Genomic DNA, 14,855 nt, shown 5'->3' on the forward strand with positions numbered 1-14,855 from the left:
TAAACAGAAAAGGGGTGGATTTTACGCTATTTTTGGGTGTTTTGGCAAGTTTTCTTGAAAATTAATTAATGACATTTTGATAGGGTGTTGGATCTTTAATGCCTGCTTTTTCAAATCCTTGGCGTCTGAGGTAACAAGAATCACATTTACCACATGCATTGCCATTTTGATCGGCCTGATAACATGAAATACTCATTGAATAATCAACGCCTAAATTACTGCCTTTTGCAATAATTTCATCTTTTGTTAACCCAATGAGAGGGGTATGGATATTGAATGGGGTGCCTTCTATGGCTGCCTTAGTACCAAGATTGACCATTTTTTTGAAAGCGTCTATGAATTCTGGCCGACAATCAGGGTAGCCTGAGTAATCAACTGCATTGACCCCCAGAAATAAATGACTTATTGCCAAGGATTCAGCCCAAGCTGCGGCAAATGACATCATAATGGTATTTCTCGCTGGAACATATGTCACTGGAATGCCCTCAGACCTTTCTTCCGGAATAGTTATATCGTGATTAGTTAAAGCCGAGGATTTGAGCCAACTCATATCCACATTAATTTCACGATATTCAGCAAGATTATATATTTTTGCAATATTTCTTGCGGCCATTGTTTCAGAGGAATGACGTTGACCATAAATTATATGTAATCCATAGCAATCAAATCCATCATTTTGAGCAATGGCAAGTGTTGTTAAGGAATCCAACCCGCCTGATAATAATACAATGGCTTTTTTAGACACCTTTTTTTTCTCCCCATAATATTTTATGCAGTTGCAGTTGCAACCTCACATTTAGTTGGTGCTTTAAAATCCACTCCGCCAGTTGTTTATTTGCAAGAACATTATGTACAGGAGAAAAGAGAATCTGGCTTTGATTGAGCTGATATTTTTCAATGATATCAATCGACCAAGAAAAATCCTCATAATCTTGAATCACAAATTTAATTTCATCATTTGCTCTAATATTTGCTAAATTTGGCCAAAAATTATTTTTATCTTCATTAGATTTAGGAGTTTTTACATCCAAGATAATTTTAACTTTTGCGTGAACATCTTTGATATCTAAAGCCCCTCCAGTCTCTAAAGAAACTTGATATCCTAATTCACACAATTGGTTCATTAAGTCTATACAGTTTTTTTGCGCCAAAGGTTCGCCGCCAGTAACAGTCACATAATTGGTATCAAACTTTTTTATTTCTTGAATTACTTCTTCAATTTCTTGTTGTTGACCCTCATGAAATGCGTACGCCGTATCACAATAAGTGCATCGCATGGGGCAACCTGTCAATCTGACAAAGACCGTCGGCATTCCAATTCGGGATGACTCGCCCTGAATCGAATAAAAAATCTCATTGATTCTTAATGTTGACATAATCTTGTTTTAAAGCTTAATTGATTCAAGAGCTTTTAATCTTTTCTTAGCGCTCTCGATATTGGAAGCATTTGGGTATTCTTTAATGATTCTTCTTAAGGTTTGCTTTGCCTTGGTAATCCGAGTCAATTGTATTTCTGTATTAGCTTTTCCATATAAAATTTCTGGCATCAGCTCATGATCAGGGTGATTGGCAATCAACTTGTCATAGGTGCTCAATGAGGCCTTGTAATTCTTTAGTGCAAATTGTATGTAACCAATATTTTTCTTTGCCTCAACAGCTCGCTGAGAATTAGGATAAGCAGTTACAAACCGATCAAATAATTCAAATGCCTCTTTATATTTTGTTGAAGTCATTAGCCCTTCAGCATCACTAAACATATTTTGTTCTTGTTCCTCATCAATCAAAGGAGGTAAATTGTCGCTTTCTACAATATTTTCAGAATCATCATCAGTTGCTGGCTGGTCTTTATTTTCTAAATTCTGCTCGATATCATTTTGGATAGATTCAATAGAAGGGGTTAAATTTTCTTGATCTTTTGCTTGAGTGTCTGCACTCTTTAAATCTTCTGTCTTTTCTTTAATTACTTCTTGTTCAGTATTGGAATTATTTTTGATTGAATTTAATTCTTCTTCGATTTGAATAAATCGACTTTCGATATCTTGATAATTTATCTTTTGACGGTCTTGGAAGCTATCAAAATTAAACTGTAATACTTCGACATCACCTCTAATCTTGGCAATATCATCAAATATTTCGTTGATTTTGGTATTGAATTGTTGCAGGCTTCCGCCCTGAAGAATTTGCTGAAGATCAATCACTTTCTCTTCTAGAGAATTTAATTGATCAGTTTTTAAAGAATTGAGCTGGCTTTGCAGGTCGTTAATTTTTTCTCTTGCTTCCTCATCTTCAAGGAAAGCATAAGAATTAAAAGATAAAATTAATAAACCAGCCCATAGTATTCTTTTCATAAATCTACAAAGTAAAAAATTATTCTACTTCGTAGCTAATATCGACACGTCGATCTTGTGAACACTCATTACCTTGGCAATTTTGATTCGCTTCCTCTTCACCGTAACTTACAGTTTCGATTTGTCCATCACTAGCTCCTGAAGTATTCATCACATCTTTCACTGACACTGATCGCTTTTGACCTAGTGCGAGGTTGTATTCATGAGAGCCTCTATGGTCGGCATGTCCTTTTAGTGTCATTTTAGCCGCAGGATGATCGGCAGCATATTGTGCGTGAGCATTTACAATATCCAAGTACTCAGGTTTAACTTCAAACTTATCAAAATCAAAATAGATACTTCTTTGTGTTAATAGGCTATCAGATCTTAATTTATCTAGGCCAAGGTTATCAGTTTCTGTTTGATCAGATGCTACCCCTGCTTTTGCGTCAGATGGGGCCTCAGCGTCTTCCAAAGGAGTTGAGCTACAGCCCGCAAGAATAGCTAAAGTAAGTCCTGCGAATACTAATTTTTTCATTGATTTATCCTTTCATTAAAAATCAATTGGGGACCAGGTGGCTTCATAATTTCTCACTGAATCCGTATTGATCACCTGAGTTTTAAAACCATTTAAAGAAACAGTTGAAAGTGATGTTTCTTTTTCTGAATCCTTATGTGTGTATAGTACCATATGTCCATTAGGACTGAAAACAGGGGCCTCATCATTTCTTCCCTGAGTTAATTTCATGACTTGATTAGAAATTAAGTTTTGAACACCCACTTTAAATGCACCGTTATCGTTTGTAATAAAAGTGAGTAATTTTCCGTCTGGAGATAGTTGAGGACTGACATTATATTTCCCCTCAAAGGTAACCCTCCTTATTTGTTCAGTTTTTAAATCAATTTTGTAGATTTGCGGACCACCTCCTCTATCTGATACAAAAAAAATTGATTTACCATCCGGAGCCCAAGTCGGCTCGGTATCAATAGATCGACTCCTCATCAATCGTTTGATATTTGTACCATCTGCATTCATGACATAAATCTGGGAAAAGTTATTGTAGGTCAATACAATAGCGAGTTGTTTATTATCAGGTGACCATGCTGGGGCGCTGTTATTCCCTTTGAAATTTGCAACCAACTGTCTTTCACCATTTTTTAAATTTTGTACATAAATAACAGGTTTCTTTTTTTCAAATGACACGTAAGCTATTTTTTCTCCATCTGGAGACCAGCGAGTTGAAATAATTGGCTGGTTAGAGGTGACGATTGCCTTTTTATTAAACCCATCCATGTCAGAGACATTAAGCTGATATTTATTGTTATTTATCTTTTGTACAAATCCAATCTTGGTATGAAATACGCCCTTACTTCCTGTAATCTTTTCATAAATTACATTTGAGATTTGATGTCCAATCTGACGGTCTTGTTTTATGTTTCCTGAATATTCAGAGGACACCATCATTTTCTCTTTAAATACATCAATCAGTTCATAGACCACTTTAATTTGATCATCACCTCGCTGCACACGACCAATGACTAAGAGCTCAGTTTGCAGGCCTGACCAAAAACTGTAATCTACATCGTTTAGGGAAGTTGGCAGTTTATTAACACCGCCGATATCAATCACTCTAAAAAAACCCGATCGCGAAAGGTCAGATTTAATCACATTGTGAATTTGATTTTTTTCATTTTCAATCAAGTCGTCTTGAAATGGAATGACCGCCACTGATAATTCATTGGCTTTGCCACCCAAAATATCAATCACCTCGATGGCGGGAAGAGGAGTTAAATAAAATAGCGTAATAAATAAGAAAGCAAGTTTTTTCATTGAGGCTGTCCGTTTGGATAAAATTTTAATTTAATTTTTTTAAGTTTGGTAAAAATTTTTGGGTCTGTTGGTACTGGTAGTGGTTCAGATTGATATATTGCTCTTTCGACGGCTTCATCGCAGCTTAAATTTCCACTTGAGTTTTTCAAGACTGGATCATTTAAAAGCTCCCCTGATGGTAATAATGTAATTTCAAAGCTTAAGCTTAAATAATCCAAACCACATAAATTATTATTTACATTCTGTTGTATTTTTTGCTGAATTAACGCCTTATATTTATCAATCACTGATTTATTTTTACCAGCTTCCATATCTTGATCTGCTTGTATCGCAATTCTTTCCGATTTCTTTTTATCCTCTGAAATAATTTCTTGTTCAGCATTTTGAGCATCTTGTTCTAATAACTCTTTTTGTAATTTTTCTAATTTCTCTTGCTGAAGTAATTGGTCCTGGAGTTGTTTGATCTGCTCTTGTTTTAGAAGCTCTTGTTGTACTTTCTTAATTTGTTCTTGTTTCTTTTTTTCTGCTAGCTCTTTTTCTTTTTTCTTCTTAAGGTTAATTTCAGCTTGAGTATCTTTAATTTGTTGATTCACCTTGGGAATTGATTTTTCAGCTTTTGCAGGCTTGACCTGTTTTGGTTTTGGTGGTGTTTGAGCTTGTTCTTTCACTGTGGGGACAGCTTCCCATAATTCTATTTCACCAAAATAAGGATATTGCGGAGACCATTGCACAGTAAAAATCATGACAAAAAAAATAGACAGGTGAATAAGTAAAGAAAATAAATTTGACTGTAAATTTATATTTTCATCGTAATTCATTTATGTATCAATTACTTTTCTGGTTTAAGTAATAAGCCCACTTTATGGATCTGATTTTGTTTCAATAAATCCATAACCGTGACCACATTCTCATATTGCGTCTTTTTGTCTGCTGCAATCACGACAGATAGCTCTGGATTTTTTTCAAGCTTTTGATTTAATTTAATCAACAATGCATCCGCTTTGATTTTTTTTCCTTCCATCTCAAGACTGCCATCTTTTTTGACAGATACTGTGATTGGGGTATTTTGTTGTTTTAAATCTTGGCCCACACGAGGTAATTCAACCACTCCAGGATTAGTCATCGGTGCTGTAACCATAAAAATCACCAATAACACCAACATTACATCAATATATGGAACCACATTGATATTGTTCATTAAGCGACGTTTTTTCATTACGCTCTGCGATCCACGTTATTAATAAATTCCTCCATAAAACTCTCATAACGAATAGCCAATCGATCCACCTTGGCTGCAAATCTGTTGTATGCAATTACCGCTGGGATTGCAGCAAATAAACCAATGGCCGTTGCGATCAATGCTTCAGCAATGCCTGGAGCAACTTGAGCTAAGGTAGATTGAGCGACATTAGAAAGACCAATAAAAGAATTCATAATGCCCCATACTGTTCCAAACAAACCAATATAAGGACTTACAGATCCAACACTAGCTAAAAATGGAAGATGTCTTTCAAGGGAATCAAGCTCACGATTATATGCAACTTGCATAGCTCGCCGAATACTTTCTTTACTTTGTTTGTCTAATTTTTGATCTTTTGTACTCGCTATAAATTCCTTATAGCCAGCAAAAAAAATTGATTTTAATCCGCCAACATTATTTGAAGAATGGCTCGCAGACTCATAGAGCTGCTTAAGCTGAGCTCCTGCCCAAAAATATTTTTCAAATTCTGTAGCGTGCACTTCTGCATTTTTGATTGTTTTTATTTTTATAAAAATATATTTCCACGAAAAAACAGAGGCAGCAATTAAGATTAACATCACTAATTGAACAGGAATGCTTGCTCCCATTACCAAGGATAAAAAGGAAAGATCACCACCTAGGCTCATTATTTATTCTCCATTAATAATTTTATTTCATTTGGGATTCGCATCGGCTTCATCGAAATGGAGTTAACTGATGCAACAACAACTCGAGATTCAATTAAAAGCTCAGATGAGCGAAAAATCTTTTGCTCAAGCTCAATTTTCACTGATCCCAATTTATCCAATTTTGTTTGAACCTCTATTTCATCATTAAAAACAGCGGGTCTCATAAATTTTATATCAATTTCATGAACAACAAACATTAAGTTTAGATTATCTTTTAACGCTTTCTGGTCAATTTCAAAATCTCTTAACCACTCCGTTCTGGCTCGCTCCATAAATTTTAAATAATTGGAATGGTAAACCACGCCCCCACTATCGGTGTCTTCATAATATATTCTTATTGGCCAGTGATGAATCCGTCCTACCATAAATTTTTTGTATTACTCGATTGATCAATTTGAATATTAAAATGTTTCAAACTGAGATCTGTAGCTATTCTTCCTTTAGGAGTTCTCATCAAGTAACCTTGCTGAATTAAATAGGGCTCAATTACATCTTCAATCGTTTCTTTTTCTTCACCGATCGCAGCCGCTAAATTATCCAGGCCAACTGGCCCTCCTTTAAATTTTTCAATGATTGCTAACAGTAATGCGCGGTCCATGTTATCTAAACCAATTTTATCTACATCTAACATTTTTAAGGCAGCGTCGGCTGTTTTATCATTAACATTTCCGTCTGCTTTAACCGAGGCATAATCTCTCACACGTCGTAATAAACGATTAGCAATTCTTGGTGTTCCTCGTGATCTTTTAGCAATTTCTACTGCGCCTGAGTCATCAATAAAAATATCAAGCAACTTTGCTGATCTTTTTACAATTTTGATTAACTCATCCTGCGAGTAAAATTCCAAACGAGAAACTATTCCAAAACGATCTCGAAGAGGGTTGGTAAGCATTCCTGCACGAGTCGTTGCACCTACTAGGGTAAATGGAGGCAAGTCCAATTTCACTGAGCGAGCTGACGGCCCGTCCCCAATCATAATATCAAGATGGTTATCTTCCATCGCAGGATATAAAATTTCTTCAATAATCGGTGACAACCGATGAATCTCATCAATAAATAAAACATCATTGGGCTCAAGATTGGTGAGAAGTGCTGCTAGATCTCCAGCTTTTTCCAACACAGGTCCAGATGTTTGTTTTAATCCGACATTCATTTCACGGGCAATAATATGAGATAAGGTGGTTTTCCCTAAACCTGGTGGTCCAAACAAAAGCACATGATCTAGTGCTTCACCTCTTTGCTGAGCAGCTTTAATAAAAATTTCTAACTGATCTCTGATTTTTTCTTGGCCAACATATTCATCAAGATCTGCAGGACGAAGCGATTTTTCGAGAATCTCCTCATTCTCTTTCGGTGTGGTAGCAATAAAACGATCTTCTTCAATCATGATTAACTAGACAGCCATTGTAATGCTTGTTTGATTCCCTCATTCACATTAATATCTTCATTGAAATTTTTAATGACTTTTTGGATATCGCTTTTAGAATATCCAAGCGCCTCTAAAGCGTCCATAATATCAGTTAAATTTTTTGAATGCTGAGATGACTGTTGTAGCTTCAGATCTTGTTTGTCCTTTAATTCAACAATTAACCTTTCCGCAGTCTTTCTGCCGATACCAGGAATTTTTACGAGAAGAGACACATCTTGTTGTTCAATGGCGTTAGAAAATTGATCCATGGATACACCACTTAAAATTGAGAGGGCAACTTTAGCTCCAATGCCGTTAATTTTAATTAAGCTTTTAAAGGATGATTTTTCCTCTTTGGTAAGAAACCCGAACAACAACTGAGCATCTTCACGAACTACCATGTGAACATGAAGAAAAATATCAGATTGCAACTCTGGTAGATGATAATAAGTCGACATGGGGACTTCAATTTCATAGCCAATGCCACCACAATCAACTTGAATCCAGGGAGGTGACTTATCAATTAAAATTCCGCGAATACTCCCGATCATAAAATTCGACCACCTTTAAAATTAATTGGGGAATTATCTTGGTTAATTTGCATGACTTGATTGTGACACAATACGCAGGCAAGTGCATCCGAAGAATCTGGGCCCAGGACCTCTGGAAGATTTAATAGTTTTTGCACCATGGATTGCACTTGAATTTTTTCAGCGTGGCCATTTCCCACCACAGACTTTTTAATTTGCAGAGCGGTATATTCATATATTTGCAGCTGGTGTTGAATTCCTGCTGCCATGGCCACCCCTCGAGCCTGTCCTAATGCCAAAGAGCTATTTGCATTCATATTTACAAAAGTCTTTTCGATGCACATTTGATTAGGCTGGTGTTTAGAGACAATCTCTGAGACTTCATCAAAAATTATTTTTAATCTTTCAGGGTAGGATAGTTTTTCCGAGGTTGTCTTAATGACGCCACTTGTAATGTAAGTTGTTTTTTTATTTTCACAATCAACTATGCCATATCCCGTGATTCTTAATCCTGGGTCAATTCCAATTACCCTAGTTGAGGTCAAATTAGTTCTCGATTACTGCGTTGGTGTATACCTCTTGCACATCATCAAGATCATCAAGTACATCGAGAATTTTTTGCATTTTTGTACCCTCGTCTCCAGATAACTCCACCTCGTTATCTGCTTTCATTGTTAATTCGGCCATCTCGAATTTTAAATTTTCTTTTTCAAATGCTTCTTTAATAGTTAAAAAATCATTGGGTGGAGTAATCACCTCAATGGAACCATCCTCATTAATTTCAACATCCTCAGCACCGAGGTCAATCGCTTTCTCCATAATCTCTTCTTCATTAGATTCTGGAGCAAAAAAAATACTGCCACAATGTTTAAACATGAAAGCGACGCAACCATCCGTACCTAAATTTCCACCATTCTTAGAAAAAGCATGGCGTACATCAGCGACAGCCCTATTCTTATTATCTGTTAAACAATCAACAATAATCGCTGCGCCATTAATTCCATAACCTTCATAACGAATTTCCTCGTAATTAACACCCTCGAGTTCACCCGTTCCTCTTTTGATAGCTCTTGTAATATTTTCTGCAGGCATATTTTCATCTTTTGCTGCCGCTATAGCAGCACGTAATCTTGGATTGAAATTTGGGTCACCGCCACTCATCCTTGCTGAAACAGTAATTTCTTTAATTAATTTCGTGAATATCTTTCCTCTTTTAGCATCCTGGCGCCCTTTACGATGCTGAATATTTGCCCACTTGGAATGTCCTGCCATAAGTTTTCCTAATAATTATTTATTCTATATTTTATCATTTTGAGCCTTCACGTGAAGCCAAAAGAATCGTAAATAACACTCCACATAAGATCATTATCAATCCAATACCTTCATTTATTTTTAATGCCTCATGAAGTTCAAGAAATGCTGCCAATGAACCGATGACTGGAGCCAGTAATGAAATAGTCGATACCTCCCCAGTTTTTAAATTTTTGACTCCGTAATTCCACAATAACCAAGCCAAAGCATTGCAAAAAATAATGTTATAAAGCGAAGCCTTCCAAAAATATGGATTGATCTCATAAATTTCTATACCTTTTGCAAGAATAACAATAAAAATAGGTAAAGAGCCCAATAACATTTGCCAGGCAGTCAGATTTAACAACTCAACTTGAGGATATTTTTCATTATATTTTTTGACACTGATCACCCCACAACCCCAAAAAAAACCTGCGCTGATCGCAATTAACATGCTGTTAAAATCTGCATTTTTGTGGACAGGATCAAATATGAGTATCAATCCAATCAAACTGACAGCAATTGCTAAAATTTGTTTATTTGTCATTTTCTCCTTTAAAAAGTAGAGAGCAAGCAAATTAGCCCATATTGGCATCGTAAAGGTTAGGACGGATGTTTTTGCTGTTCCGCCATGAACTAGAGCAGCTAAAACCAGAACAGTGAACCCAATCATCTGAAACATGCCAATTAAAAAAACAAACTTAAAATTTATAATTTTTAATGATTTCTGCATGAATACTAAAAGCACCAACAGTATTAAGGCGCCAAAAAAGTTTCTTATAAACGCAAATTCCCAAGGCCCAACTAATTGAACCGCTTGTTTCATCACCACCCAGTTATAACCCCAAAAAAAAGTCATTAAAACAACACTTAAAATTGGCAGAAGTCTCAATTTAAAAGAATTTTGCATGTTTTATAAAATTTGTTATTCTAGATTTTCTGAATTTATTAATTATGCATTATGAAAACAGCACAGCAAATATTAAATGATAAAAAACACAATGACATTCTTTCTGTTGAGCCTGATAGGCCAGTCATTGATGCATTAATTATCATGGCGGAATATAAAATAGGGGCTTTGCTGGTAATGCAAAAAAATAAGCTGCTTGGCATTATTTCCGAGAGAGACTATGCCAGAGAAATTGTATTAAAAGGTAAATCCTCAAAAGAATGTTTGATTAGGGAGGTCATGACAAAAGATGTGATTACTATTTATGCTAACGATACCTATGACAAAGGTTTAGAAATAATGACAGAAAATCATATACGCCATCTTCCGGTTGTAGAAAATAAAAAAGTGGTTGGGATGTTGTCTCTAGGTGATTTAGCTAAAGAAACCATTACACATCAAAAGTTTTTAATTGACCAGCTAGAAAGCTTTATTAAAAGCTAGTCACCAATAATTTTGACCAACACTCTTTTCTTTCTGCGCCCATCAAACTCACCATAAAAAATTTGTTCCCAAGGACCGAAGTCTAAATTTCCATCCGTCACAGCAACAACGACTTCTCTACCCATTACTTGCCTTTTCATATGGGCATCTGCATTATCCTCACCCGTATCATTATGACGATAACCACTGACGGGCTCATGTGGGGCTAGTTTTTCTAACCACTTTTTATAGTCGCTGTGCAGACCTGATTCGTCATCATTGATAAAAACACTCGCGGTGATATGCATTGCATTAACTAAAACGAATCCTTCACTAATACCGCTTTCGGCTAAGCATTCTCTAATCTCATGAGTGATGTTGGTAAAATGCATTCTTTCAGGAGCATTAAACCACAATTCTTTTCTGTAGCTTTTCATTGATCAAATCCTTTTTTTGCTGATTCATAATAATCATACCAAATCTCAGCCATATCAGTATCTCTAAAATCTTTGAAACAAGGAGTACCAAGGGTGTAATGAATTAATTTTGCATCTGCATTTTTTTCATACTCACACGCCAACCAATTCCATTCAACAGGAAGCTCACCAATGTCATTGTCATCCAACCAACTAAACCGATGCAAAAATTTACCAGTCTGGTTCGAAACAAACTCAGGGGTTAAAATTTTATGTTTTGGATGAGAACAATTCCACAAGATGACACTAGACCAGTTTTTTCTAGGATAATTTTCATTAATGTTTCCTAAATATTTAATTGATGCCTTAGTTTGATAATCATGCTTTACCACCATGAGAGCTTTATTGGGATCAGCCATACCTATCAACTCTTTTAAATCAGCTTGGCAAATCATATCTCCATCAGCAAAAATTGCCCACCCATTGAATTCATTCAAATAAGGAGTTAAAAATCGAGAGTAAACAAAATCATTACTGCGATCCTGATGAGTTTCATTAAATTCTTTTAATTGACTTAAAACTAATGGTGTAATTTTTACTGGAATCGAGGTATTTTTAATCACTGAATGACAAAAGACATGGTAAGCAATTGCTTCTCTTTCATCATATCCAACATATACATTAATCATCGACATCTTAGTTATTGGGAAAGATTAGCTCTATACCATTCCCAGCTGGATCTTTGAAAAAAATTTGACGAGTTCCAATTTCGGGTATCTCACGAATTGAAAACTTAATATTTTTTTTAGTTAGAAGGTCAATATACATATTCTCATCTTGACATGTAAATGCCATATGGTCGAATGTGGAATTCACATTTAACTCATTAACGATACCATTTTTTGAAAAACTTAAATGTAATATATCTTTTTGATTTGCATATAACCAATAGCCCCCATTATTAAATGGTGGACGATAGCCTAACTTTAAGCCAACGATTTCGATATAAAAATCTTTTAAAACTTCAATGGTTTCTTCATCAGCCCTTAAGTTGTAATGATTAATTCCTTCAATCATATTTAAAAATTAACTGGTTGAAACATTTTGATTACGAACACGAATGTGCAACTCTCTTAACTGTTTTTCATCAACCTCATTCGGTGCTGATGTTAATAAACACTGAGCTCTTTGAGTTTTAGGAAATGCAATCACATCTCTAATGGACTCTGCTCCAACTAACAACGTGGTTAAACGATCTAAGCCAAATGCCAATCCACCATGAGGAGGTGCTCCGTATTGAAGTGCATCTAGAAGGAAACCAAATTTTTCATTTGCCTCCTCTTTAGAAATATTTAATGCTGAAAATACTTGTGATTGAACAGACTGATCATGAATACGAATTGAGCCCCCGCCAACTTCCCAACCATTAATAACAAGATCATAAGCCTTTGACAGACATGCTCCTGGATCAGAGGCAAGTAATTTTTCATGACCATCTTTCGGAGAAGTAAACGGATGATGCAATGCGTCCCAACGATCTTCATCTTCATTAAATTCGAACATTGGGAAATCAACCACCCATAGAATTGACCAATCATCGCCCGTCAATATTTTACGATCGTGACCAATTTTTTCTCTTAGGGCTCCTAGAGCTTCATTCACAATTTTTTCTTTATCCGCGCCAAAAAAGATCAAATCTCCATTTTCAGCTTTTGTTTTCTCGATAATTGCTTTCAATGCTTTTTCATGGATGTTTTTAACAATTGGGCTTTGGAGCCCTTCTTCATTTAGCTTGGTCACATCATTAATTTTTATATATGCTAATCCCTTAGCCCCATATATCTTGACGAATTCCGTGTATTGATCAATTTCTGATCTTGACATATCTGCTCCAGATGGAATTTTTAGGGCAGCGACGCGACCACTGGTTGAATTCGCTGGAGTAGAAAAGACCTTAAAGTCGACATCTTTCATATCCTCAGTTAATTCAATGAGCTCTAAATTAACACGTAAATCAGGCTTGTCGGATCCATACCTCGTCATCGCCTCTTTGTAGGTTATTTCCTGAAATTTTTCTGGCAGGTCAACATTTAGCACATCTTTAAATACTTTTTTTGTTAACTTTGCAGCAATATTTTTTACATCTTCCTCTTCAACAAATGATGCCTCGATGTCAATTTGGGTGAACTCAGGCTGTCTATCTGCTCTTAAATCTTCATCCCGAAAACATTTAGCAATTTGAAAATATCGATCAAAACCAGAAACCATCAATAATTGTTTAAATAGTTGGGGAGACTGAGGTAGAGCAAAAAATTCTCCATGATGAACTCGTGATGGCACAAGATAATCTCTCGCACCCTCAGGAGTGCTTCTGGTTAATATCGGTGTTTCAATCTCTATGAAATTATCTTCATCTAAAGATTGACGAACGCTCTTAGTGATCTCATAACGTACCTTTAAATTTTTTTGCATCTGATCACGTCGCAAGTCAATGAAGCGATTTTCTAAGCGGATAGTCTCGGTAATATTTTCATCATCAATGACAAAAGGTGGTGTTAAGGATGAGTTGATGATTTCTATTTTAGAGACAAGCATTTCAACTTCGCCAGTTGGTATATTTTTATTGACTGTTCCCTCTGGACGTTTACGAACCTTGCACATCACTTTTAAGACAAATTCACTTCTAACAGTTTCAGCAATTTTAAATGCTTCTGGTGTGTCTGGATCAATCACGATTTGGGCCAGGCCCTCCCTGTCTCTTAAATCAATGAAAATTACACCGCCATGATCCCTTCTGCGATGAGCCCATCCACATAAATATATTTCTTGATCAATATGGGATGCATTCACATGCCCACAATATAAAGTTCTCATAATAATTATCTCTTAGCTTTGATTGAACGTGATTTAGATTTGGGAGGCACAACTCCCATGGAAATTACATATTTTAAGGCTTGGTCTACGGAGACATCAATTTCCTTAATTTTATTTCTTGGCACCATTAATGTATATCCTGAGGTTGGATTAGGTGTTGTGGGAACATAAACATTCACATATTTACCCTTTAAAATTTTTGCTATTTTCTCATCGGTATCGCCAGTAATAAAGGCAAAGGTATAATTTTTGGCATCGGGAAACTCAATTAAAACTGCCTTTGAAAATGCATTAGAGTTATTAGAAAACAAAGTATCTGAAACTTGTTTGATTCCTCCATAAATGGATTTAACGAAAGGAAGTTTATCGAGGATAACTTCATACAAGGAAATTAATCTTTTCCCAAAAAAGTTATTTGCAATCAAACCTACTACGAAAATTGAAGCCACCGTTAAAATCACTCCAACCCCAGGAATATTGAATCCAATTAACTGATTGGGTTGATATTCGTATGGTAAAAACAAAACCACCTGATCAAGAAAATGTGCCAAAGAATATATGACCCAGAAGGTCAAAACAAGAGGAATAAGGACAATAAGTCCAGTAAGGATATTTTTTTTAAACATTTTTTTGGTTATCCGTCTTTACCGAAGCCTCAGGAGCAGTTGATTTCACTTCTGTTTTTGTTACAGGTTTTTTAAAATCTGTCTCATACCAGCCCGATCCATTTAGTTTAAATGCAGGAGCAGATAACATTTTTTCAAAAGTTTCTTTATTACATGCGGGACAGTTTTTTATACCGGCCTCTGAAAGCTTTAAAAAAAGATCATCAGAATGAGAGCAGCTAGAACATTTGTACTCGTAGATCGGCATTTTTT

At 35.7% G+C, this 14,855-nt stretch carries 20 protein-coding genes and 1 pseudogene; 1 reads left to right on the forward strand and 20 read right to left on the reverse strand.

The window, feature by feature from the left end:
• Nucleotides 1-61: 61 nt before the first annotated feature.
• The 14 genes and pseudogenes from UZ34_05970 to UZ34_06035 all read right to left on the reverse strand — a co-directional run bounded on the left by UZ34_05970 (nt 62) and on the right by UZ34_06035 (nt 10,225).
• Nucleotides 62-745: a 7-cyano-7-deazaguanine synthase gene (locus UZ34_05970; GenBank protein AKO64893.1), complete on the reverse strand. Its 684-nt coding sequence runs from the start codon at nt 743-745 to the stop codon at nt 62-64.
• Entirely contained in the window at nt 738-1,376 is a 639-nt protein-coding gene (locus tag UZ34_05975; protein ID AKO64894.1) for a 7-carboxy-7-deazaguanine synthase, read from the reverse strand. Before UZ34_05975 ends, UZ34_05970 begins: the two co-directional genes overlap by 8 nt.
• Before the next feature lie 9 nt (nt 1,377-1,385).
• Nucleotides 1,386-1,781 (reverse strand): annotated as a pseudogene (locus UZ34_05980) (hypothetical protein).
• 586 nt (nt 1,782-2,367) lie between these two features.
• Entirely contained in the window at nt 2,368-2,865 is a 498-nt protein-coding gene (locus UZ34_05985) for a hypothetical protein (GenBank protein ID AKO64895.1), read from the reverse strand.
• Nucleotides 2,866-2,880: 15 nt separating this feature from the next.
• On the reverse strand, nt 2,881-4,158 hold the full coding sequence (locus tag UZ34_05990; protein ID AKO64896.1) for a hypothetical protein: 1,278 nt from the start codon (nt 4,156-4,158) through the stop codon (nt 2,881-2,883).
• Complete coding sequence (locus tag UZ34_05995) at nt 4,155-4,976, reverse strand: hypothetical protein (GenBank protein ID AKO64897.1); 822 nt, start codon at nt 4,974-4,976, stop codon at nt 4,155-4,157. The genes UZ34_05990 and UZ34_05995 overlap by 4 nt, the downstream gene beginning before the upstream one ends.
• Nucleotides 4,977-4,987: 11 nt before the next feature.
• A complete protein-coding gene (locus UZ34_06000) occupies nt 4,988-5,374 on the reverse strand; it encodes a biopolymer transporter ExbD (GenBank protein ID AKO64898.1) in 387 nt (128 codons plus the stop codon).
• A complete protein-coding gene (locus UZ34_06005) occupies nt 5,374-6,045 on the reverse strand; it encodes a protein tolQ (GenBank protein AKO64899.1) in 672 nt (223 codons plus the stop codon). Before UZ34_06005 ends, UZ34_06000 begins: the two co-directional genes overlap by 1 nt.
• Complete coding sequence (locus UZ34_06010) at nt 6,045-6,452, reverse strand: 4-hydroxybenzoyl-CoA thioesterase (GenBank protein ID AKO64900.1); 408 nt, start codon at nt 6,450-6,452, stop codon at nt 6,045-6,047. Before UZ34_06010 ends, UZ34_06005 begins: the two co-directional genes overlap by 1 nt.
• Nucleotides 6,446-7,474 carry an ATP-dependent DNA helicase RuvB gene (locus UZ34_06015; GenBank protein ID AKO64901.1) on the reverse strand — a complete coding sequence of 343 codons (1,029 nt, stop codon included), beginning with the start codon at nt 7,472-7,474 and terminating at the stop codon, nt 6,446-6,448. Before UZ34_06015 ends, UZ34_06010 begins: the two co-directional genes overlap by 7 nt.
• A gap of 2 nt (nt 7,475-7,476) precedes the next feature.
• Nucleotides 7,477-8,046: an ATP-dependent DNA helicase RuvA gene (locus UZ34_06020; GenBank protein ID AKO64902.1), complete on the reverse strand. Its 570-nt coding sequence runs from the start codon at nt 8,044-8,046 to the stop codon at nt 7,477-7,479.
• Nucleotides 8,043-8,570: a crossover junction endodeoxyribonuclease RuvC gene (locus tag UZ34_06025; protein ID AKO64903.1), complete on the reverse strand. Its 528-nt coding sequence runs from the start codon at nt 8,568-8,570 to the stop codon at nt 8,043-8,045. Before UZ34_06025 ends, UZ34_06020 begins: the two co-directional genes overlap by 4 nt.
• A 1-nt stretch (nt 8,571) precedes the next feature.
• Nucleotides 8,572-9,297 carry a hypothetical protein gene (locus UZ34_06030; protein AKO64904.1) on the reverse strand — a complete coding sequence of 242 codons (726 nt, stop codon included), beginning with the start codon at nt 9,295-9,297 and terminating at the stop codon, nt 8,572-8,574.
• Between the two features lie 34 nt (nt 9,298-9,331).
• Complete coding sequence (locus tag UZ34_06035) at nt 9,332-10,225, reverse strand: hypothetical protein (GenBank protein ID AKO64905.1); 894 nt, start codon at nt 10,223-10,225, stop codon at nt 9,332-9,334.
• Between the two features lie 51 nt (nt 10,226-10,276).
• On the opposite strand from UZ34_06035, the gene UZ34_06040 reads away from it, so the two are divergent.
• Nucleotides 10,277-10,708, forward strand: coding sequence for a histidine kinase (locus tag UZ34_06040; GenBank protein AKO64906.1), 432 nt, complete (start codon nt 10,277-10,279; stop codon nt 10,706-10,708).
• On the opposite strand, the gene UZ34_06045 is transcribed toward UZ34_06040, so the two are convergent.
• The 6 genes from UZ34_06045 to UZ34_06070 are packed head-to-tail and all read right to left on the reverse strand — an operon-like array spanning nt 10,705 to nt 14,850.
• Nucleotides 10,705-11,124, reverse strand: coding sequence for a secondary thiamine-phosphate synthase enzyme (locus UZ34_06045; protein ID AKO64907.1), 420 nt, complete (start codon nt 11,122-11,124; stop codon nt 10,705-10,707). The two genes, UZ34_06040 and UZ34_06045, sit on opposite strands and share 4 nt — an antisense overlap.
• Nucleotides 11,121-11,792 (reverse strand): glycosyltransferase, encoded by a 672-nt coding sequence (locus tag UZ34_06050; protein ID AKO65185.1) that lies wholly within the window; start codon nt 11,790-11,792, stop codon nt 11,121-11,123. Before UZ34_06050 ends, UZ34_06045 begins: the two co-directional genes overlap by 4 nt.
• Before the next feature lie 7 nt (nt 11,793-11,799).
• Nucleotides 11,800-12,180, reverse strand: coding sequence for a diguanylate cyclase (locus UZ34_06055; protein AKO64908.1), 381 nt, complete (start codon nt 12,178-12,180; stop codon nt 11,800-11,802).
• A gap of 9 nt (nt 12,181-12,189) precedes the next feature.
• The gene (locus tag UZ34_06060; GenBank protein AKO64909.1) at nt 12,190-13,980 is read right to left on the reverse strand and encodes an aspartyl-tRNA synthetase; all 1,791 of its coding nucleotides are present in this window, start codon (nt 13,978-13,980) and stop codon (nt 12,190-12,192) included.
• 2 nt (nt 13,981-13,982) lie between these two features.
• Nucleotides 13,983-14,603, reverse strand: a complete 621-nt coding sequence (locus UZ34_06065; protein AKO64910.1) for a membrane protein — start codon at nt 14,601-14,603, stop codon at nt 13,983-13,985.
• Nucleotides 14,596-14,850 carry a hypothetical protein gene (locus UZ34_06070; protein AKO64911.1) on the reverse strand — a complete coding sequence of 85 codons (255 nt, stop codon included), beginning with the start codon at nt 14,848-14,850 and terminating at the stop codon, nt 14,596-14,598. The genes UZ34_06065 and UZ34_06070 overlap by 8 nt, the downstream gene beginning before the upstream one ends.
• Between the last annotated feature and the right edge of the window lie 5 nt (nt 14,851-14,855).

This window comes from Methylophilales bacterium MBRSF5 (assembly GCA_001044335.1).
In the GTDB taxonomy this organism is placed as follows: domain Bacteria; phylum Pseudomonadota; class Gammaproteobacteria; order Burkholderiales; family Methylophilaceae; genus BACL14.

Excerpts from the sequence above, each read along its gene's own strand:
- UZ34_06055 (AKO64908.1), bottom strand. The coding sequence starts at position 12,180 with ATGATTGAAGGAATTAATCATTACAACTTAAGGGCTGATGAAGAAACC.
- UZ34_06045 (AKO64907.1), bottom strand. The coding sequence starts at position 11,124 with ATGAAAAGCTACAGAAAAGAATTGTGGTTTAATGCTCCTGAAAGAATG.
- UZ34_06020 (AKO64902.1), bottom strand. The coding sequence starts at position 8,046 with ATGATCGGGAGTATTCGCGGAATTTTAATTGATAAGTCACCTCCCTGG.
- UZ34_06050 (AKO65185.1), bottom strand. The coding sequence starts at position 11,792 with ATGATTAATGTATATGTTGGATATGATGAAAGAGAAGCAATTGCTTAC.
- UZ34_05995 (AKO64897.1), bottom strand. The coding sequence starts at position 4,976 with ATGAATTACGATGAAAATATAAATTTACAGTCAAATTTATTTTCTTTA.
- UZ34_06010 (AKO64900.1), bottom strand. The coding sequence starts at position 6,452 with ATGGTAGGACGGATTCATCACTGGCCAATAAGAATATATTATGAAGAC.
- UZ34_06070 (AKO64911.1), bottom strand. The coding sequence starts at position 14,850 with ATGCCGATCTACGAGTACAAATGTTCTAGCTGCTCTCATTCTGATGAT.
- UZ34_05990 (AKO64896.1), bottom strand. The coding sequence starts at position 4,158 with ATGAAAAAACTTGCTTTCTTATTTATTACGCTATTTTATTTAACTCCT.
- UZ34_06000 (AKO64898.1), bottom strand. The coding sequence starts at position 5,374 with ATGAAAAAACGTCGCTTAATGAACAATATCAATGTGGTTCCATATATT.
- UZ34_06065 (AKO64910.1), bottom strand. The coding sequence starts at position 14,603 with ATGTTTAAAAAAAATATCCTTACTGGACTTATTGTCCTTATTCCTCTT.
- UZ34_06030 (AKO64904.1), bottom strand. The coding sequence starts at position 9,297 with ATGGCAGGACATTCCAAGTGGGCAAATATTCAGCATCGTAAAGGGCGC.
- UZ34_05975 (AKO64894.1), bottom strand. The coding sequence starts at position 1,376 with ATGTCAACATTAAGAATCAATGAGATTTTTTATTCGATTCAGGGCGAG.
- UZ34_06035 (AKO64905.1), bottom strand. The coding sequence starts at position 10,225 with ATGCAAAATTCTTTTAAATTGAGACTTCTGCCAATTTTAAGTGTTGTT.
- UZ34_06015 (AKO64901.1), bottom strand. The coding sequence starts at position 7,474 with ATGATTGAAGAAGATCGTTTTATTGCTACCACACCGAAAGAGAATGAG.
- UZ34_06040 (AKO64906.1), top strand. The coding sequence starts at position 10,277 with ATGAAAACAGCACAGCAAATATTAAATGATAAAAAACACAATGACATT.
- UZ34_06005 (AKO64899.1), bottom strand. The coding sequence starts at position 6,045 with ATGAGCCTAGGTGGTGATCTTTCCTTTTTATCCTTGGTAATGGGAGCA.
- UZ34_05985 (AKO64895.1), bottom strand. The coding sequence starts at position 2,865 with ATGAAAAAATTAGTATTCGCAGGACTTACTTTAGCTATTCTTGCGGGC.